The sequence below is a fragment of the Hoeflea sp. BAL378 genome, assembly GCF_000759435.1.
Classification (GTDB): Bacteria; Pseudomonadota; Alphaproteobacteria; order Rhizobiales; family Rhizobiaceae; genus Hoeflea.
The window spans coordinates 1-18,603 of record NZ_JRJG01000265.1 but is presented as its reverse complement, the minus strand read 5'-3'; the positions used below and the strand labels follow the sequence as shown (position 1 = coordinate 18,603).

The window sequence follows — 18,603 nt, the reverse complement described above, 5'->3', positions numbered from 1 at the left end:
TTACATACGGCTCAGGCAGCTTGCGGCCCCGGCAGGCGCCGAGACTGGAACCACGCGGCGGCACGGAGAGCGGACATGGCATGGGCGGCGACATTTGCCTATCTGGCGATCATCGTATTTCTCGGCTGGCGCGCCGGGCGCGGCGGCGACACCGAGAAGGTGATGTTCGTCGTCAACACCGTGCTGTTGTGGCTGAGCGCCATCTGGCTATTCGGCTATCCCGCGCTGATCGGGCCGGCCGTGGTCGCCGCCGGCGGGATCCTGCTGCTTCTGGTGGTCATGACGTCGTCGGACCTTCTGGTCCGGGCGCCGCGGGAGCAGGACGGGAATTCGGTGAAGACCGAGGGGGCGGCGGGCCGGACCGTTGCGACGGAGAAGGCAAAGCCCCTGCCCGCGGCTGCGGCCAAGGCGCCTGCGGCAGACGGCCCGGTCAGATCCGCGACAGCGTCCAGCTAACGAGATCGCGCACGACCTCTTCGAACGCCCGGTCGAGCGACTGGACATAGGCGGCGTTGCCGGTTCCGGTGACCGGCGTGCTGGCGCGGAACACCTCGGACGCCACCACGACGCCGTTGCGGTCATTGAGCACCTTGGCCGAAATCTCGACCACGGCGCGTTCGCCGGCATCGGCCTGGATCTCGAAGGCGCGGATCGCGGTGATGACCTTAAAATCGATCGCCAGCCCGTCGCCCGGACGGCCGACGCCGCCGACCCGGCCGGAATTCTCGAAGGCCTGGACAAGCTTGTCCTGCACGATCTTCGGCAGGCGGTCCGACCATTGTGAATCGGCCAGATATTGGATCGACACCGGCTGCGGCCGGATGACGATCTGCTCGCTGTCGAGCGCCTTGAGCGCGGTCGGCTCGGAGATCAGGATCTGCCGGTTGCGCGACCGCTCTCCGGAGATCGCTTCGGGCGCATCGGACAGTCCATAGGTGTCGGGCGGCGGCGACTTGATCAAGCCGCCCGCGCAGCCCGACAGGACCGACAGCATGGCAACCGCTGCAAACATACCAACAGACTTCACGCCTACACCGATCCCCGGAACCCTGGTCCGGATGTTGCACACTTCGTTAACCCTTTTCTTGCGATGCACGCGCCCAAGAGTCAACGCCGCGTCCGCCCGTCATACTGCTTGACGGTCTCTCCGCCGAAAATAAGCCGCTGAGGATCCTGCTCGATGGTCGAGATCGACCGTTCGATGCGCTGGATCGAGCGCCGTGCGTCGTTGACCAGCGCCTCGACGTCGCGCAGGCCCGATCCCGAGAACCGCTGCAGATTGTCGGCGATCGGCCCGATGCGGGCATTGAGCGAATTGGCGACGTCGCGGAAGGACTTCAGGGTCGCCTCGGCATCGGCCAGCAGGTTGGAGGCGTCGCCCTCACCCAGGAAGCCGTCGATCTTGGCGAGCACGCCGTCGACGCGCGTCGAGGCGGCGTTGAGCCGGCCGCTCATCTGCTTGACGTCGCTGATGATGAGGTCGAAATCCTCCTTGCGCGCGCTGAAGGTCTCGGCCACGCCGCGCGCCTCGGCCAGCGCCTGGCGGGCATCGGAACTGGCGGCGGCAATGTCGTCCATCGCCTGCCCGACCCGTTCGGGATCGATGCCGGCGATCACCTTGTCGACCTTGTCGAGCGCGGCGCCGGCATTGGCCGACAGGGTTTCGAGCGACTGGGCGGCGTTGCGGAAGCTTTCGAGCGTCTTGGTGATGTCGCCGGACGCGGTGGCGACCTCGCTGGTCACCGTGTCGACATTGGCGAGAATCCGGTCGATCTTTTCCGGATCGACGGCGTTGATCAGGTTCTCCGCCGAGGCGAGCGCGCTTTCGATGCGCCCCGAGACCGATTTGACCACTTCCGACAGGTTGCCCACGCTCTTGAGGAAATCGTCGATGCCGTCGGCATTGTCGCGCAGCGCGCCGGTGAAGGTCTCGGTGTTCCGGAGCGTCTCCGTGAGCGGGCCGCGGGCGTCGATGACGAAGCCCTCGACCTGGCCGACGACCCGATTGGCGCGGTTGAGGATGTCGTCGGCGGTGGCGAGCAGGTTGGTCACGCTCGACGGATCGGCGGTGATCTCGGCGACCCGGCCCTCGTTCGCAGCCTTGTTGAGGATGTTGTCGTTGCTGGGCGTGCCGCCCTGCATCTCGATATAGGCCGAGCCGGTCAGGCCCTGGATTTCCAGCGCCGCGCGGGTGTCGGTGTAGATCGGCGTGTTGGCCTGCACCTCGGTCATGGCGATGACGAATTTCGGGCTCTCCGGATCGACGCTGAGCCGGCGGATCACGCCGTAGGGAATGCCGTTGAACCGCACCGGCGAGCCCACGGACAACCCGTTGGCCGAGCCGGGGATGCGCACGATCAGCGGCGCGGTCTCGCCGCCGCCGCCGAATTTCGCCATCCAGTAGATGAAACCGAACGCCGACAGCATCACCAGCACGGTGAACAGTCCGACGATTGCGTAATTGGCCCGCGTTTCCATTATGTCGCTTCGCTTTTCTGGCTGCTTGGCTGCATCGGCGCCGGATCGGGTTGCTTGTCGCGGTCCGGGATCATCCGCGCCCTCTTCCCCCGGAAATAGGACTGCACCCAGGGGTCGTCAAATGAAAGCATGTCGTCGATCGTGCCTTCGACCATCACGTGCTTGTTGCCGAGCACCGCGATGCGGTCGCAGACGGAGAACAGGCTGTCGAGATCGTGGGTGACCATGTAGACCGTAAGGCCCAGCGTGTCACGCAGCCGGGCGATCAGCTCGTCGAACTCCGCGGCCCCGATCGGGTCGAGCCCCGACGTCGGCTCGTCGAGGAACACCAGGTCCGGATCGAGCGCCAGCGCCCGCGCCAGCGCCGCGCGCTTGATCATGCCGCCCGAGAGTTCGGACGGGTATTTGTCGGCCGCGTCCGGCGCGAGCCCGACCATCGCCACCTTGAGTTCGGCCAGTTCGTCCATCAGCTTCTGCGGAAGGTCGAGATATTCGCGCATCGGCACCTGGATGTTCTCGCGCACGGTCAGCGCCGAAAACAGCGCCCCGTGCTGGAACAGGACGCCCAGCCGCATGTCGAGTTCGATCTTCTTGGCCTCGCTCACCTTGTCGTAATCCTCGCCCAGGATGCGGATCTCGCCCTTCTGGCGCGGAATCAGCCGCAGGATCGAGCGCATCAGCACCGACTTGCCGGTGCCCGAGCCGCCGACGAAGCCGAGGATCTCGCCGCGGTAGACGTCGAGATCGAGGTGTTCTAGCACCTTGTTCCGGCCAAAGGCGACGCAGACGTCGCGCACCGACAGCAGCACTTCGCCTTTGCCGTTCGGGTCGGTTCGGATGGGATCTGGGTGGGTCATGCGGTCCTGGCTCAAAAATCGATCGCGGCGTAGAACATGGCGAACAGCCCGTCGACCAGGATCACCACGAAGATCGACTTGACCACGGACGCGGTAACCCGTTGGCCCAGCGATTCAGCGCTGCCGCCGACCTTCATGCCTTCCACCGCGGCGACGATGCCGATGATCAGCGCCATGAACGGCGCCTTGATCATGCCCGAGGTGATGGTCGACATGTCGATGGCTTCACGCAGCCTTGCGACGAAGACATCGGGGGTAATGCCCGAATATGTCCACGTCACGGCGGCGGCGCCCGCAAGCGCGGCGAAATTGGCGACGATGGTGAGCAGCGGCAGCGCCACGGTGAGCGCCACCAGGCGCGGAAACACCAGCACGCCGATCGGGTTGAGCCCCATCACCTTGAGCGCGTCCACCTCCTCGCGCATCTTCATCGAGCCGATTTCGGCGGTGATCGCGCTGCCCGAGCGGCCGGCGATCATGATCGCCGTCAACAGCACGCCGATTTCGCGCAGTTGCAGGATGCCGACCAGGTCGACGACGAAGACCTCCGCGCCGAAATACCTGAGCTGGAACGCGCCCTGCTGGGCGATGATGGCGCCGATGAGGAAGCTCATCAGCGTGATGATCGGCACCGCGCGCACGCCCATGCGGTCGATATGGGTGACGATCGAGGCGGGCGAGATCCCCGACGAGCGGTTGAGCTTCATCTGCGCGCCGCGCACCGCCGAGCCCAGGATGTAGAGCGAGGCCACCATGTCGTCATAGAGCTCGTAGATGGCCTTGCCGGTCGGCGCGAACAGCCGCTCGAACAGGGGCGGCTTCTGCGCCTTGGCGACGGCCTTGCCGTCGACGAGGTCGGGAATAGCCTCGATCAGCGCCGCCGCCTGGCTGCTCGCGCCCACCAGATGCGCCTCGACACCCGTGGCGCGGGCGGCGGCCATGGTCTTGCGCACCAGCCAGGCGCCCGCCGTGTCGAAATGCGCGACCCCGGACAGGTCGATCTCCACCGCCTTGCCCGACAGGCCGCGCTGGGCCTCGAGCATCTGCCCGTAGACGCCGGAAATCGCCGCGTGCCGCCAGTCGCCCTCGAGCACGAGCGTCTCCCGCTCGCCGGTGACGCGATGCTCGAGCCTCGCCGGCAGATCTGCGCCCTGGCCAGACTTGACTTCTGCCCTTGTATCTTTCGACGGTTCGGTCAACATGGCCCACACATAGCGGGTCGATCAGGGACTGTCACCGCACAGGCTCTGTATTAGCGTCCGCTTTGGCCATCTTCAGAGCTTTTTTACGGACACGTTGCAATGCCACGACAGCTTATCGCCAGGATCGACAGTTTTCCCCTCACCCGGGCCTTCAACATTTCCCGTGGCGCCAAGACCGCGGCAGACGTGGTGACCTGCACCATCACCGAGGACGGCGTCAGCGGCCGCGGCGAATGCGTGCCCTACACCCGCTATGGCGAGACCGTGGACGGCGTTCTCGAGGCGATCGAGAAGTTCGGCGAGGCGATTGCCGGCGGCGCCAGCCGCATGGATCTGCAAAGTGCTATGCCCGCGGGTGCCGCGCGCAACGCCATCGACTGCGCGCTGTGGGACCTGGAAGCCAAGAAGAGCGGCGTGCGCGCCTCCACCACCGCCTGCAGCACGCTGCCCCGGCCGGTGCCGACCGCGGTGACGATCTCGCTCGGCGACCCTGCCGACATGGCCGACGAGGCCCGCGCGCATGCCTCGCAGAAACTGCTCAAGGTCAAGGTCGGCACCTCCGACGACCGCGCCCGCATGCACGCCGTGGTCAGCGCCGCCCCCAATGCCGAGATCATTCTCGACGCCAACGAGGGCTGGACCGAGGACAACATCCGCGCCCATCTTCTGCTCGCTGCCGAACTGCATATCAGCCTGATCGAGCAGCCGCTGCCGGCGGGCAAGGACGGGATCCTCTCCAGCATTCCCCACCCGGTGCCGATCTGCGCCGACGAGAGCGTCCACACCTACGAGGATCTGGAAGCGCTGTCGGACCGCTACGACGCAATCAACATCAAGCTCGACAAGACCGGCGGACTGACCGAGGCGCTGAGGATGCGCGCCCGCGCCCGCGAACTGGGATTTGGCGTGATGGTCGGCTGCATGGTGGGCACCTCGCTCGCCATGGCGCCGGCGGTGCTGCTCGCCCAGGACGCCGACTGGGTCGATCTCGACGGCCCGTTGCTGCTCGCCCGCGACCGTTCGCCCGGCCTGGTCTATACCGGGTCGCTGGTCTCGCCGCCGTCGCATGAATTGTGGGGATGACGCGGACCTCGCTCCGCCCTTCCATCAAACAGGTTTCAATTGATCCGGATCGGTTCTAGAACTTGGGCAGGCCGATCTAATCGGTTTGCTGAGGGGATGATCCATGACCAGAGGTGCAACCGGCGCGCTTGACGCCGGAGCCGGCGGCGCCGCCGCCAAGTCCTTTTCCCCGACGACACTCCCGATGTCCGGCCAGGCGACCGCGATCGCCGTGCAGCACGGCGTCGGGCCGACCCCCATGTTTGCAAGAGAGTAGAGCCGCAGATGACCGCCAAAGACACCAAGCGCGCCGAAGATCCCAAGCCCACGACCGGCGATCTGGACGAGAACGCCCTGTTCTATCACCGCTACCCGCGGCCGGGTAAACTCGAGATCCAGGCGACCAAGCCGCTCGGCAACCAGCGCGACCTGGCGCTGGCCTATTCGCCCGGCGTGGCGGCCCCCTGCCTCGCCATCCGCGACAATCCCGACGCCGCCGCCGCCTACACCGCGCGCGCCAACCTGGTGGGCGTGGTCTCCAACGGCACCGCGGTGCTGGGGCTCGGCAATATCGGCCCGCTCGCCTCCAAGCCGGTGATGGAGGGCAAGGCGGTGCTGTTCAAGAAATTCGCCGGCATCGACGTCTTCGACATCGAGATCGACGCGCCCGACGTCGACCGCATGGTCAGCGTGATCTCCGCTCTGGAGCCGACCTTCGGCGGCATCAATCTCGAGGACATCAAGGCGCCGGAATGCTTCGAGGTCGAGCGGCAGTTGCGGGCGGTGATGGACATTCCGGTGTTCCATGACGACCAGCACGGCACCGCCATCATCGTCGCCGCCGGCATCCTCAACGGGCTCGAACTCGCCGGCAAGAAGATCGAGGACGCCAAGATCGTCACCTCCGGCGCAGGCGCCGCAGCACTCGCCTGCCTCAACCTGCTGGTGGCGCTCGGCGCGAAACGCGAGAACATCTGGGTGCACGACATCGAGGGCCTGGTCTACGAGGGCCGCGAGGTGCTGATGGACGAGTGGAAATCGATCTATGCCCAGCCCTCCGACAACCGGGTGCTTTCGGAATCGATCGGCGGCGCCGACGTGTTCCTGGGCCTGTCGGCGGCGGGCGTCCTCAAGCCAGAGATGCTGGCGACGATGGCCGAGCGGCCGATGATCATGGCGCTCGCCAACCCCTCTCCCGAGATCATGCCGGATCTGGCGCGGCTCGCCCGGCCCGACGCGATGATCTGCACCGGACGGTCGGATTTTCCGAACCAGGTCAACAACGTCTTGTGCTTTCCCTACATCTTCCGCGGCGCCCTTGACTGCGGCGCGCGCACCATCAACGAGGAGATGAAGATGGCGGCCGTCCGCGCGATCGCGGCGCTGGCCCGGGAAGAACCCTCCGACATCGCCGCGCGCGCCTATTCCGGCGAGACCCCGGTGTTCGGGCCGGAATATCTCATCCCCTCGCCCTTCGACCAGCGGCTGATCCTGAGGATCGCCCCCGCTGTCGCCGAGGCCGCGGCGAAATCCGGCGTCGCCCGGCGTCCGATCGCCGACATGGACGCCTATATCGACCAGTTGAACCGCTTCGTGTTCCGCTCCGGCCTGATCATGAAGCCGCTGTTCACCGCGGCCAAGAGCGCGAGCCACAAGCGCGTGGTCTTTGCCGAGGGCGAGGACGAGCGCGTGCTGCGCGCCGCCCAGGTGCTGCTTGAGGAAGGCATCGGCGTGCCTATCCTGATCGGCCGACCCGGCATCATCGAATCCCGCCTGCAGCGATTCGGTCTCAGGATCAGGCCCGGCGCCGATTTCGAGGTGATCAACCCGGATGAGGACCCGCGCTTCCGCGACTATGTCGACGAGTATTTCTCCCTCGTCGGCCGCAAGGGCGTGATTCCCGAAGCCGCGCGCACCATCATCCGCACCAACTCGACCGTGATCGGCGCGCTGGCGCTGAGGCGCGGCGAGGCCGACGCGATGATCTGCGGGCTCGAGGGCCGCTATGCGCGGCACCTGCGCGACGTCTCCCAGATCATCGGCAAGCGCGAGGGCGTGATCGACTATTCGGCCTTGAGCCTGCTGATCTCGCAGCGCAGCGCCACCTTCTTCACCGACACCTATGTATCCTTCGATCCGACCGCCGAGGAGATCGCCGAAACCACGGTGCTCGCGGCCGAGGAGATCCGCCGCTTCGGCATCAACCCGAAGGCGGCGCTGGTGTCGCATTCCAATTTCGGCTCGCGCGATTCCGCCAGCGCCACGAAGATGCGCCGGGCGATGGAGATCCTCCGCTCGGTCGCGCCGGACCTCGAGGTCGACGGCGAGATGCACGGGGATTCGGCGATGTCGGAACTTCTCAGGCAGCGGGTGATGCCCGGTTCGACGCTGACCGGCGAAGCCAATCTGCTGGTGTTCCCGAATCTCGACGCGGCCAATATCGCGCTCGGCCTGGTCAAGACCATGACCGAGGCGCTGCACGTCGGCCCGATCCTGCTCGGCGCCGCCCTGCCCGCCCACATTCTCTCGCCGTCGGTGACCTCGCGCGGCGTGGTCAACATGTCGACGCTGGCCGTGGTCGAGGCTTCGTCGGTGGAGTGAGCGCTGCCGCCGGCGCATCGGCGCCGGGCCGTCCGGGGCGCGATTAAGGTAAACACCCAGTTGTGATTGGCGCAATGGGCGGCTTTGGATACTATGGAAGCAGAGACGGTGTCCAAGCTTTAACACTTGATGCCGTAGGATGCGTCGAGATGTGTTTTGGAGTTGCTCATGCGCCGCGCCCGGATCGGCAGTCTTGTACTGGTGGTTGCGCTTGCCTTCGCGGGGTCAAGTGCGGCGCACGCCACCGCGGTCTGCACCCAGCTCAAGACCCAGCTTGAACGGGTCTCGCAGAACGCCGGCTCGTCCGCCAATTACCGCCGCTTCGCCGACGCCGCCGAGAAGCAGGACATCCAGATCGGCCAGGTCCGGTCCGACTTGAAGCGGTTCGGCTGCACCTCCGGCAGCATCATCGTGCTGGGCGGCCAGAACGCCCAGGCCTGCGCCAAGCTCACCACCGCACACAAGAAGATGCTGGTCAACCTGGCGGCGCTGGAGCGCAAGCGCGATTCCTTCGCGCAGCGGACCAACAAGGGGCAAGCGCGCCGCATCCAGGCCGCGCTCAAGGCCAATGATTGCGACGGCCGGCGCGCCTCGATCCAGGCGGCGGCGCTGAAGGGCCGCGAGGACGCGATCAGGGCGAAACGCGCCAAGAGCCCCGGCCTGGTCTCCATCCTCGGCGACAGCGGCGGCAGGTCCGAGCTCATCGCCAGCACCGGCCTCACCCGCTCCAACATCCTGATCGAACCGCGCGCCGCCAATGGCGGCGGCTACCGCACCCTGTGCGTGCGCAGTTGCGACGGCTTCTTCTTTCCGGTCTCCTCGCGGGCGACGCCGTCCGATTTCGCCCGCGACGAGCGCACCTGCCAGATGATGTGCCCGGGAACGAAGACGGAGCTCTATTTCCACGCGGCCGAGGGCCAGGAGAGCGAGGACATGATCTCCGCGCGCACCAGCGAGCCCTATGCCGAGATGGACAACGCCTTCGTCTACCGCAACGCCGGGGCGCCGATGAGCAAGGCCTGCGGCTGCAACATGGGCGCGTTCTACAAGGAAATGGAGCGCCGCGAGGCGATCCTGAACGGCGAGGCCGGCACGGAGGAAGGGTCGGTGACGACCTGGGTGCACCCGATCAACCGGCCCGACCCGGGCGAGGATCCCGAAACCATGCTCGACGCCGAAATGCGCCTGACGTCGGAGGACGTCACGGCGGTGCTGTCGGCCTCGACCCAGGAGCGGCCGTTGAGCGAGGCCGAGCGCCAGGTCCGCATGGTCGGCCCCACCTTCCTGCCCGACGATTCCGAGCAGCTCGACCTCAAGGCCGGCGCCCAGAGCCTCATCCGCTGACGGACGCCGCCTCCGCCCGCGGCCTGCGGGCGAGCGCCCGGCGGCTGACGACCGTCATCACCACGATCATCGCCACGCAATAGGCGCCCATGGCGGCGATCTGCAGCGGATAGGACACGCCCGCATCGATCAGCGCGCCTGTGAGGCCCGGCCCCATGGCGGTGGCAAAGACCATGAAGGCCACGATCAGCGAGCGGATGCCGCCCAGATGCCTGGTACCGTAGAGTTCCGGCCACAGCGCCCCGAACAGCGTCGAGGAGAAGCCGTAGGACACGCCCATCAGCGCCATGAAGGCATAGGCGCCCCAGGGCGCGTCGGTCGAGGCCAGCACGAAGCAGGACAGCGACAGCGGCAGCAGGAACGACGGCAGCAGGCGGATCGCCGAGAACCGGTCGATCAACTGCCCGGCAATGAGCGCGAAGCCGATGGTCATCGCCGACATGATGGCGAAGGAGGCGGCGAACACCGCCGGATCCCAGCCGCGCAGCTCCGACAGATAGACCTGGTGGAAGAAGATGGTGGTGCCGATGAAGGGCGGCGCCAGCACGCCCATCAGCGACGCCCAGAACAGCGGATCGCGCACCACTTCGGCCCTAGTCCATTCCCGCGCCGCGGGCTGATTGGGATCGACCGTCGCCGATTGCGGCGTGCGCTCGACCTTGAGCAGACCGTAGATCGCCGGCAGCGCCACCAGCATCAGCACGCCCGCCGCGAGCAGCCAGGAGCCGCGCCAGCCGATCAGCGCCGCGACGCCCACGAAGCTGATCGGAAACAGCGCCTCGCCGAAATTCACCCCGATGGCGCTCAGCGACACCGCCCGGCCGCGCTGGGCGGCGAACCAGCGGCCCATGGCGGTGAACGCGATGTGGCTGAACATGCCCTGCCCGAACAGCCGCAGGAAATAGATCGAAAGCACCAAGAGCACGAGCGACGTCGACCAGGCCATCAGCACGCAGGCCAGCGCCAGGATGGGTGCTGCCAGCAGCACGGTGGCCGAGACGCTGATCCGGTCGATGACCTTGCCGATCTGCGGCAGTGTGGCGGCGCTCGCGAGCGTCGCGATCATGTAGAGCGTGCCGAAGCCGCCATGGCTGAGCCCGTATTCCGCGCGGATGTCGCCCGCCGACAGCGAGATGAAATAGGTCTGCCCGAAGGACGAGAAGAACGTGAGCAGGAACCCGCCCGCGATCCAGCGGGCGTTGTCGCGCAGAAAATGGAGGATGGGCATCAGCGGTCCCGGAACCGGTTTGTAATCGGGTATCGCCGGTCGCGGCCGAAATTCTTGCGGGTGATCTTCACGCCCGGCGCCGACTGGCGGCGCTTGTATTCGGCGATGTAGAGGAGATGCTCGATGCGGTGCACGGTGGCGATGTCGTGGCCGCGGGCGACGATCTGCTCGACGCTGAGCTCGTTCTCGACCAGGCTTTCGAGGATGTCGTCGAGCACCGGATAGGGCGGCAGCGAATCCTGGTCGGTCTGGTTGGGCCTGAGCTCCGCGGACGGCTCCTTGTCGATGATGTTCTGCGGGATCACCTCGCCCGAGGGGCCGAGCGCGCCGGGCGGCACATGGCTGTTGCGCCAGCGCGCCAGCGCATAGACCTGCATCTTGTAGAGGTCCTTGATCGGGTTGAAGCCGCCGTTCATGTCGCCGTAGAGCGTGGCGTAGCCGACGCTCATCTCGCTCTTGTTGCCGGTGGTCACCACCATCGAGCCGAACTTGTTGGAGATCGCCATCAGGATGACGCCGCGCGCCCGGCTCTGCAGGTTCTCCTCGGTGATCCCCTCCTCGGTGCCCTCGAACAGCTCGCCCAGCGTTGAGAGGAACCCCTGCACCGGCTCCTCGATCGCCACCGTGTCGTAGCGGCAGCCGAGCGCCTTGGCGCAGGCTTCGGCGTCGGTGATCGAGCTCTCGGAGGTGTAGCGGTAGGGCAGCATGACGGCGCGCAGCCGCTCCTCGCCCAGCGCATCGACGGCGAGCGCCGCGCAAATGGCCGAATCGATGCCGCCCGACAGCCCGAGCACGACGTTGCGGAAGCCGTTCTTGTTGACGTAGTCGCGAAGCCCCAGCATGCAGGCGCGATAGTCCGCCTCCTCGCGCTCGGGGATCGCCGACACCGGCCCGCCGGCCGAGACCCAGACGCCGTCGGCCTGGCGCTTCCAGGTGCTGACCGACACCGCCTCCTCGAACTGGCTCATCTGGAAGGCGAGGCTCTTGTCGGCATTGATGGCGAAGCTCGCCCCGTCGAACACCAGCTCGTCCTGGCCGCCCACCTGGTTGGCGTAGATCATCGGCAGGCCGCTTTCGATCACCTGCCTGAGCACCACCTGGTGGCGGACCTCGACCTTGCCGCGGAAATAGGGCGACCCGTTGGGCACCAGCAGGATCTCCGCGCCGCTTTCGCTGAGCGTCTCGCAGACGCCGAGATCGCCCCAGATGTCCTCGCAGACCGGGATCCCCAGCCGCACGCCGCGCACTTCGACCGGGCCGGGCATCTCGCCCACATGGAACACCCGCTTTTCGTCGAACTCGCCGTAATTGGGCAGATCCACCTTGTCGCGGCTGGCGACCAGCCTGCCGCCGTCGAGCACGGCCACCGAATTGAAGCGCTTGCTGCCCTCGCTACGCGGATAGCCGATGATCACCGCCGGCCCGCCGTCGGCGGTGTCGGCGGCAAGCTGCTCCACCGCCTCGCGGCAGCGGGCGAGGAAGGCGGGCTTGAGCACCAGGTCCTCGGGCGGGTAGCCGGCGATGAACAGTTCGGTGAGCAGCAGCACGTCGGCGCCGTGGCGGGCGGCGTCGCTGCGCGCCTCGCGCGCCTTGGCGAGATTGCCGGCGATGTCGCCCACGGTGGGGTTCAATTGCGCGATGGCGATGCGGATGATGTCGGTGCGGGACTGGGTCATGGAACTGGTGTTACCCCAAGTCGCAGCGCTTGAAAATCAGAGTTTTTCACGCGGGGAGCAATGTCGATGACGCACCCGGGTGGGCAGGCGCCCTACTCGGCCTCGTCGCCGTCCGGCACCGCGAGACCCACCACTGCTCCGGCCGCCGCTCCCGTGAGCCTGGCCGCGCCGACCGCGCTGCCGACCACCAGCGATCCCGCCCCGGTCACGGTCTTGGTGACGATCACCGCGCCGCAGCCCGAGACGGGCGCGACGAGGGCTGCGAGGAGGAGCGGCAGGGCGAGGCGAAGGATCATGCTCCCGCTTAACCCGCGGGCGCTGAAGATTGGGTTAAGCGGCGAGCGCCGGCGCCGGGTCGAAGCGCCACATGGTCATCGCCAGCACGCCGAATTCGGCGCTGTCATGCACCAGATGCGCCGTGCCCGCCTCACCCGCCGCCCCCATCGCCACGTAGAGCGGCAGCAGATGCTCGTCGGTCGGGTGGTTCCTGGCCGCGAACGGGGCTTCGCGGCGATAGTCGAGCAGCGCCGCGACATCGTTGGCGGCGAGCCGCTCGCCCATCCAGCGGGTGAAATCGCTCACCCAGGACGGCACCTCGGCCGCGCGCTGCCCGGCGCGCAGCGCCCGGAACGCCTCGCCCAGATTGTGGGTGAAGGAGCCCGAGCCGATCACCAGCACGCCCTCCGCGCCGAGCCCCGCCAGCGCCCGGCCGAGCCGGAAATGATGCTCCGGGCCCTGCGCCGGGTCGACCGAGACCGAAACCACCGGGATATCGGCATCCGGGTAGATCAGCTTCAGCGGCACCCAGACGCCGTGGTCGAAGCCGCGGCGGTCGACCGCCTTCGAGACAAAGCCTGCGGCCGTCAGATCCGCGGCGATCCGGCGCGCTAGCTCCGGCTCGCCCGGCGCGGGATAGTCCATCGCGTAAAGTTCGGGCGCGAAGCCGCCGAAATCATGGATGGTTTCGGGCTCGGGATCAGCCGAGACCGCGACCCCGCCGGAGACCTCGAAATGGGCGCTCGCCACGACGATGGCGCGCGGCCGCGGCAGCTCGCGCGCCAGCTGCCTGAGCCACGCCGCCGCCTGGGTGTCGGCGATCGCGGTGTCGGGCGAACCGTGCGAGAGGAACAAAGCGGGCATGGACGGCGCGCGGGTATCTTGAGTCATGGGACATCTCCTTTTGACGAAGATAGGCGAGGACCGCCGTTCACGAAAGATCCTCGATTGATCACATAGCGTTCAGGATTTGTGGACAGATGGAAGCGGCACGAAAGGCCGAAACGGGCACCCTCCCTTCTCCCGCCGGGAGAAGGTGGCTCGCCGCGCAAGCTGCGAGACGGATGAGGGTCGGTTCAGTGGGTGTGGCGCCCCCTCATCCGGCCCTTCGGGCCACCTTCTCCCGGAGGGAGAAGGGAGGGACCCGCGGGAGTGGGACCTTGCCGGTTCCCTATCCTTGGACCTTGCCGGTTGGTTATCCTCGGACCCCGCGATCCGTCATCCTCGGGCCTGTCCCGAGGATCTGTTGCACCCTCGGCGGTCTCGCGGGTCCATTGGTTTCCGGGCTGGCGACTGTGGATCCTCGGGACAAGCCCGAGGACGACGGGGACGAGGGGCGCGGATGCCATCCGAGAGTTCCGAGGATGCCAGAAATCGTGGCTTTCGCGATGACGCCCGAGGGGAAACCGCACGCGCCGATATCCCCGCGCGAGGAACCCGCCGGGGCGATAAAGCAACTTCAGTCCGGAGGGCCGCACGCGGGCTTTGCCTTCGGAAATGGGGTTTGGGTGGCGCATGGGGTGCATGCGCCGGGGTGGCGCGGCTGGCGCGCGGCCCGAGTGTCGCCGGATGATGTCCGCATCCGACAGGCGGCTGCCTGGCCCCCGAGCCCGGCCCGGACGAGGCCTCGGCTCAAGGGCGTGGAGCGCGTCCGACGCGAATTCCATGGCAAAGCGCCACAAAATCCGCCACAGGCCCGTCCCGCCGTCCATCCGCTTGCTCCGCTCACGCGAAGCCCGGATGCGAGGGCGGATCCGGCGGCTGGCTTGGCCCGGTCTTCCCGTGAGGGCGACCGGGCTGCCAGCGGAGCCCGCCGGCCTTCGCCTCCTCCCGGGTCCCCGCCGCACGTTACGACGGGGCCGGAAGGCCTTCCTCCCGCCCGGACCGCTACGCTGGCGGCCCATCCGGCGGCGGGAGTGGGAGAAGTGTGGCACGGGAGCGGGATGTGGGGACAAGATCGGGCTTGATTTGGGGTAAGGGATTGGAATTGTTGGGGGTGCGTGCCCCGTTTCTCCTCAGACCGAGAGGGGATCACTGCCACGAGGGGCCGTTTGCGGCACCCCCGAATCCCTCGGCACGTCCTCCTCGGGCCTGTCCCGAGGATCTACCGCAGCCTCGGCGGTCTCGCTGGTTCATTGGTTTCCGGGCTGGCGACAGTAGATCCTCGGGACAGGCCCGAGGATGACGACGTTGGGGTCCGAGGACGACGACCGAGCGGTCCGAGGACGACGTTCCGAGGGGTCCAAGGACGACGTTCGGAGGGGCTGGAGGATGACGACACGAGGCGTCCGAGGATGACGACGGAGGATCTGGCGGATGCCGGCGGAGCGGGGTCCGACGATGACAAGGATAAGGGCCGAGGACGATGGGCCCGGCGGCGCGCACCCTCCCTTCTCCCTCCGGGAGAAGGTGGCTCGACGCGAAGCGGCGAGACGGATGAGGGTCGACTACGGCGAGTGCAGCGCACCCTCATCCGCCGGCTTCGCCGGCACCTTCTCCCTGAGGGAGAAGGGAGGAGAACCGCGGGCGCAGCGCCTGGGGCAAATTCGGCAGGTGGCCTCCAGCCCCCTACTCCGCCACCAGCACCCCCGGCGAACTCCTGTCATATTGCGGCGCGCCATCGGTGATCTCGTAGAAATCGCCCTTGTCGGCGCAGAAGATGTGGCTGGCGATGTGGAGTCCCGTGGGCGGATCGAAGGCGCCGGCGAGGACCGAGATATGGGCGTCGTCGCGGTGCTTCCAGAACAGCGCCGAGCCGCAATATGCGCAGAAGCCGCGCCGGGCGACTTCGGAGGCGTGGTACCACGTGAGCCCCGCCGCCCCCTCGATCTCGATATGATCGTCGGCCACATTGGTGGCGGCGTAATAGAGCCCGGTCTGGCGCCGGCATTGCGAACAGTGGCAGGCGACGACCTCGCGCAGCGGTCCGCGGGTGCGGAAGCGGACGGCGCCGCAATTGCACCGGCCGGTGCGGATCTGGGTGTCGGGCATGGGGGTCTCCGTGAACTGATCGGTGCGATCTAATCACGGGACCGGGAGAACGCGCCACCGGGATTTGCGACATCTCCAGCCGGGATCACACCCAGCGGGCGGGGTCCATGCGTCCGTGCAGGATGCGGATGACCCGAAACGAACCTGGCTCGGACAGAACGTAGGCCACATGCGACCCGGCAAGGACTTTCATAAGTCCCGGACGGACCGAGGACGCGTCGCGTAAGAAACCCGGCGCTCCTGCAGCCCGTTCAAGCGTGGCTCCGATCTGGCGCAGATAAAGATCGGCCTGATCCGCGCCGAAGTGCTCTACGCTCCAGGCGTGTATATTGCCCAAGTCCCGCAGCGCCAGCCGCGTATAGACAGGCCGGATCATCATCTGCGCAGATCGGCGAGAAACGCATCCATATCCAGAGGTCCAGCATCGCCCGAGGCAATGCCTGCATCGATATCGCGGCGAAGTGCGGTCATCATCTCTTCGCGCTCCTGCAATGTCGCCAGACCCGCGCGCACCGCTTCGCTCACAGATGTGTACCGCCCCGCCTCGATCTGAGACCGGACAAAGGCTTCCTGCTGTTCGGTCAGCACCACGGAGGTGTTCTTGCCCATGGAATGTCTCCAGTTACCAGTTATTGGTACCACAATCCGGGGCGGTGATCTAGTTTTTGGTCGAGGCAAATCAGCTTCCCTCTCATCCCGACCCCCGCGCCGGGATCCCGCAGGAAGCGCCCGTAGGCCGGGAAATTGCCTTGTTCCGCCGAGGCGCGGTCGCTGAATGACAGATAGTCCTGCATGACGGAGGGTGGGACTCGCGCTTCAATCCAACGCAACACGCCGGGGCTTCCCCCGGCGTGTTTTACCATCCAGCAGATTTCTTGAGACCGTCCCTAGCCGTTGACGACCGAGCGGCGGTCGTCGTCGCGGCCGCCCTTCATGCGCTCGGCCACCAGGAACGCCAGTTCGAGCGCCTGGTCGGCGTTGAGACGCGGGTCGCAATGGGTGTGGTAGCGGTCGCGCAAATCGTCGCCGGTAAGCGCGCGGGCGCCGCCGGTGCACTCGGTGACGTTCTTGCCGGTCATCTCGATGTGGATGCCGCCGGGATGCGTGCCCTCGGCGCGGTGGATCTGGAAGAAGGAATCCACTTCCGACAGGATCCGCTCGAAGGGTCGGGTCTTGTAGGAGTTGAGCGTGATCGTGTTGCCGTGCATCGGGTCGCACGACCACACCACCTTGCGACCCTCGCGCTCGACGGCGCGGATCAGGCGCGGCAGGTGATCAGCCACCTTGTCGTGGCCGAAGCGGGCGATCAGCGTGAGACGGCCCGGCTCGTTCGACGGGTTCAAGATGTCGATCAGCGTCAGAAGCTCGTCTGCTTCGAGCGACGGGCCGCATTTGAGACCGATCGGGTTCTTGATGCCGCGGCAGAACTCGACATGGGCATGGTCTGTCTGGCGCGTGCGGTCGCCGATCCAGATCATGTGGCCGGAGGTGGCGTAGAAATCGCCCGAGGTGGAATCGGTGCGGGTCATGGCTTCTTCGTAGCCCAGGAGCAGCGCCTCGTGGCTGGTGAAGAAATCGGTCTCGCGCAGGTTGGCGTGGTTGTCCGCGGTGATCCCGATCGCCTTCATGAAGTCCATGGTCTCGGAGATCCGGTCGGCGAGCTTGCGGTAGCGCTCGGCCTGCGGGCTGTCCTTGACGAAGCCCAGCATCCACTGGTGGACGTTGTCGAGATTGGCGTAGCCGCCCTGGGCAAACGCGCGCAGCAGGTTGAGCGTGGCCGCCGACTGCCGGTAGGCCATGATCTGGCGTTCCGGGTTGGGGATGCGCTCGGCCTCGTTGAACTCGATGCCGTTGATGATGTCGCCGCGGTAGCTCGGAAGCTCGACGTCGCCCTGCTTCTCGATGTTGGACGAGCGCGGCTTGGCGAACTGGCCGGCAATCCGGCCGATCTTGACCACAGGCTGCTGCGCGCCAAATGTCAGCACCACGGCCATTTGCAGGAACACGCGGAAGAAATCGCGGATGTTGTCGGCCTCGTGCTCGGCGAAGCTCTCGGCGCAGTCGCCACCCTGAAGCAGAAAGCCCCTGCCTTCGGCCACGCCAGCGAGCGCTGACTTCAGCCGGCGGGCCTCACCCGCAAAAACCAGCGGCGGAAACTTGGAGAGCCGGGCTTCGGTCGCAGCCAGCGCCGCCGCATCCGGATAGTCCGGGACCTGCTGGATGGGTTTGTTGCGCCAGCTCTTCGGGGTCCAGTTCTGTGCCATGTCGTTCACCGTGTTGGACGGGCGATTGCCCGCGGATCTGTCGATTTGGAGGGGCTTATAGCGATGATTTCGCCCCCTGCAAACCCGGCATCAACGAATCAGCCGCCGGAGGGCCCACGGACCGGCGCGAGTGCTGCCTCGAACAGCGCGATCTCGGCGGGCGAGAGATCAACCGCCCGCGCATAGCGCGGCGCCTCCCGGTCCTCGAGCACCGGCCTGTCGAAGCCCGCGGTCTCGGTCACGAAGCGGCGCAGGCCGTCCGCGCCGAACTCGTTGAGGAAACCCTGCATCACCGCATCGAGATAGGACCTCAGGATCGGCGCCGGCCCCTCGACCGGCTTATGCTCGATCCGCGCCTCGTAGACATGGAGCCGAATGTCCGCCCGGGCGGCGAGCGCGGGGGCCGCGCCGCCGAAGTCGAGATCGGCCAGGGAGATGTCGCGGCGGTGGTAGCGGAACTCGCGGGCGTCGACGGCGTCGAGGTTCTCGGCGCGATCGATCACCAGAAGCCCGTCGATGGCCGATCCCGGCTCGGGATGCGCGCTGAGCAGGCAGGGCGCCGGACCGGGGGCGAGCACGGCGAGCGGCGTCGGCCCCATGTCGGGCCGCGCCCGCCAGGTCCGC

The 18,603-nt window shown here is 67.0% G+C and carries 17 protein-coding genes; 5 read left to right on the top strand and 12 right to left on the bottom strand.

All coding sequences use genetic code 11. The annotated features are described in order from the left end of the window. Positions 1 to 75 precede the first annotated feature (75 nt). Positions 76 to 456, top strand: a complete 381-nt coding sequence (locus tag LL06_RS26645; protein ID WP_052161928.1) for a hypothetical protein — start codon at positions 76 to 78, stop codon at positions 454 to 456. Here LL06_RS26645 and LL06_RS26030 read toward each other — a convergent pair. The 4 genes from LL06_RS26030 to LL06_RS26015 all read right to left on the bottom strand — a co-directional run bounded on the left by LL06_RS26030 (position 431) and on the right by LL06_RS26015 (position 4,537). Continuing rightward, entirely contained in the window at positions 431 to 1,012 is a 582-nt protein-coding gene (locus LL06_RS26030) for an ABC-type transport auxiliary lipoprotein family protein (protein ID WP_035533975.1), read from the bottom strand. The genes LL06_RS26645 and LL06_RS26030 overlap by 26 nt on opposite strands. Before the next feature lie 95 nt (positions 1,013 to 1,107). Next, positions 1,108 to 2,478: an MlaD family protein gene (locus LL06_RS26025; protein WP_035533973.1), complete on the bottom strand. Its 1,371-nt coding sequence runs from the start codon at positions 2,476 to 2,478 to the stop codon at positions 1,108 to 1,110. Continuing rightward, entirely contained in the window at positions 2,478 to 3,335 is an 858-nt protein-coding gene (locus tag LL06_RS26020; protein WP_052161927.1) for an ABC transporter ATP-binding protein, read from the bottom strand. The genes LL06_RS26025 and LL06_RS26020 overlap by 1 nt, the downstream gene beginning before the upstream one ends. Positions 3,336 to 3,346: 11 nt before the next feature. Then, positions 3,347 to 4,537 (bottom strand): ABC transporter permease, encoded by a 1,191-nt coding sequence (locus LL06_RS26015; protein WP_052161926.1) that lies wholly within the window; start codon positions 4,535 to 4,537, stop codon positions 3,347 to 3,349. A 99-nt stretch (positions 4,538 to 4,636) separates the two neighbouring features. On the opposite strand from LL06_RS26015, the gene dgcA reads away from it, so the two are divergent. The 4 genes from dgcA to LL06_RS26000 all read left to right on the top strand — a co-directional run bounded on the left by dgcA (position 4,637) and on the right by LL06_RS26000 (position 9,544). After that, the gene (gene dgcA / locus LL06_RS26010) at positions 4,637 to 5,620 is read left to right on the top strand and encodes an N-acetyl-D-Glu racemase DgcA (RefSeq protein WP_035533971.1); all 984 of its coding nucleotides are present in this window, start codon (positions 4,637 to 4,639) and stop codon (positions 5,618 to 5,620) included. A gap of 103 nt (positions 5,621 to 5,723) precedes the next feature. Then, positions 5,724 to 5,876 carry a hypothetical protein gene (locus tag LL06_RS27860; RefSeq protein ID WP_161785034.1) on the top strand — a complete coding sequence of 51 codons (153 nt, stop codon included), beginning with the start codon at positions 5,724 to 5,726 and terminating at the stop codon, positions 5,874 to 5,876. 8 nt (positions 5,877 to 5,884) lie between these two features. Next, complete coding sequence (locus LL06_RS26005; RefSeq protein WP_035533970.1) at positions 5,885 to 8,200, top strand: NADP-dependent malic enzyme; 2,316 nt, start codon at positions 5,885 to 5,887, stop codon at positions 8,198 to 8,200. A 168-nt stretch (positions 8,201 to 8,368) separates the two neighbouring features. Beyond that, on the top strand, positions 8,369 to 9,544 hold the full coding sequence (locus LL06_RS26000) for a DUF2865 domain-containing protein (protein ID WP_035533968.1): 1,176 nt from the start codon (positions 8,369 to 8,371) through the stop codon (positions 9,542 to 9,544). Here LL06_RS26000 and LL06_RS25995 read toward each other — a convergent pair. The 8 genes from LL06_RS25995 to LL06_RS27855 all read right to left on the bottom strand — a co-directional run. Continuing rightward, entirely contained in the window at positions 9,534 to 10,772 is a 1,239-nt protein-coding gene (locus LL06_RS25995; protein ID WP_035533966.1) for an MFS transporter, read from the bottom strand. The two genes, LL06_RS26000 and LL06_RS25995, sit on opposite strands and share 11 nt — an antisense overlap. Next, positions 10,772 to 12,448 (bottom strand): NAD+ synthase, encoded by a 1,677-nt coding sequence (locus LL06_RS25990; protein ID WP_035533964.1) that lies wholly within the window; start codon positions 12,446 to 12,448, stop codon positions 10,772 to 10,774. The genes LL06_RS25995 and LL06_RS25990 overlap by 1 nt, the downstream gene beginning before the upstream one ends. 92 nt (positions 12,449 to 12,540) lie before the next feature. Next, positions 12,541 to 12,744 carry a hypothetical protein gene (locus LL06_RS25985; protein WP_035533962.1) on the bottom strand — a complete coding sequence of 68 codons (204 nt, stop codon included), beginning with the start codon at positions 12,742 to 12,744 and terminating at the stop codon, positions 12,541 to 12,543. Positions 12,745 to 12,778: 34 nt separating this feature from the next. Further along, a complete protein-coding gene (locus LL06_RS25980) occupies positions 12,779 to 13,615 on the bottom strand; it encodes a class III extradiol ring-cleavage dioxygenase (protein WP_035533960.1) in 837 nt (278 codons plus the stop codon). Positions 13,616 to 15,292: 1,677 nt separating this feature from the next. After that, entirely contained in the window at positions 15,293 to 15,715 is a 423-nt protein-coding gene (locus LL06_RS25975) for a GFA family protein (RefSeq protein ID WP_035533958.1), read from the bottom strand. Positions 15,716 to 16,090: 375 nt separating this feature from the next. Next, positions 16,091 to 16,324, bottom strand: coding sequence for a type II toxin-antitoxin system ParD family antitoxin (locus tag LL06_RS25965; protein WP_035533956.1), 234 nt, complete (start codon positions 16,322 to 16,324; stop codon positions 16,091 to 16,093). A gap of 278 nt (positions 16,325 to 16,602) precedes the next feature. Then, on the bottom strand, positions 16,603 to 17,979 hold the full coding sequence (locus tag LL06_RS25960; protein ID WP_035533954.1) for a 3-deoxy-7-phosphoheptulonate synthase class II: 1,377 nt from the start codon (positions 17,977 to 17,979) through the stop codon (positions 16,603 to 16,605). A gap of 98 nt (positions 17,980 to 18,077) precedes the next feature. Next, on the bottom strand, positions 18,078 to 18,603 hold a 526-nt coding region (locus tag LL06_RS27855), incomplete at its 5' end, for a hypothetical protein (protein ID WP_052161924.1).

What these genes read in the sequence shown, in the direction of transcription:
- LL06_RS26645 (WP_052161928.1), top strand. Translation starts at nt 76, where the DNA reads ATGGCATGGGCGGCGACATTTGCCTATCTGGCGATCATCGTATTTCTC.
- LL06_RS26025 (WP_035533973.1), bottom strand. Translation starts at nt 2,478, where the DNA reads ATGGAAACGCGGGCCAATTACGCAATCGTCGGACTGTTCACCGTGCTG.
- LL06_RS25965 (WP_035533956.1), bottom strand. Translation starts at nt 16,324, where the DNA reads ATGGGCAAGAACACCTCCGTGGTGCTGACCGAACAGCAGGAAGCCTTT.
- LL06_RS25995 (WP_035533966.1), bottom strand. Translation starts at nt 10,772, where the DNA reads ATGCCCATCCTCCATTTTCTGCGCGACAACGCCCGCTGGATCGCGGGC.
- dgcA (WP_035533971.1), top strand. Translation starts at nt 4,637, where the DNA reads ATGCCACGACAGCTTATCGCCAGGATCGACAGTTTTCCCCTCACCCGG.
- LL06_RS26030 (WP_035533975.1), bottom strand. Translation starts at nt 1,012, where the DNA reads ATGTTTGCAGCGGTTGCCATGCTGTCGGTCCTGTCGGGCTGCGCGGGC.
- LL06_RS26000 (WP_035533968.1), top strand. Translation starts at nt 8,369, where the DNA reads ATGCGCCGCGCCCGGATCGGCAGTCTTGTACTGGTGGTTGCGCTTGCC.
- LL06_RS25975 (WP_035533958.1), bottom strand. Translation starts at nt 15,715, where the DNA reads ATGCCCGACACCCAGATCCGCACCGGCCGGTGCAATTGCGGCGCCGTC.
- LL06_RS26005 (WP_035533970.1), top strand. Translation starts at nt 5,885, where the DNA reads ATGACCGCCAAAGACACCAAGCGCGCCGAAGATCCCAAGCCCACGACC.
- LL06_RS25980 (WP_035533960.1), bottom strand. Translation starts at nt 13,615, where the DNA reads ATGACTCAAGATACCCGCGCGCCGTCCATGCCCGCTTTGTTCCTCTCG.
- LL06_RS26015 (WP_052161926.1), bottom strand. Translation starts at nt 4,537, where the DNA reads ATGTTGACCGAACCGTCGAAAGATACAAGGGCAGAAGTCAAGTCTGGC.
- LL06_RS25985 (WP_035533962.1), bottom strand. Translation starts at nt 12,744, where the DNA reads ATGATCCTTCGCCTCGCCCTGCCGCTCCTCCTCGCAGCCCTCGTCGCG.
- LL06_RS25990 (WP_035533964.1), bottom strand. Translation starts at nt 12,448, where the DNA reads ATGACCCAGTCCCGCACCGACATCATCCGCATCGCCATCGCGCAATTG.
- LL06_RS27860 (WP_161785034.1), top strand. Translation starts at nt 5,724, where the DNA reads ATGACCAGAGGTGCAACCGGCGCGCTTGACGCCGGAGCCGGCGGCGCC.
- LL06_RS25960 (WP_035533954.1), bottom strand. Translation starts at nt 17,979, where the DNA reads ATGGCACAGAACTGGACCCCGAAGAGCTGGCGCAACAAACCCATCCAG.
- LL06_RS26020 (WP_052161927.1), bottom strand. Translation starts at nt 3,335, where the DNA reads ATGACCCACCCAGATCCCATCCGAACCGACCCGAACGGCAAAGGCGAA.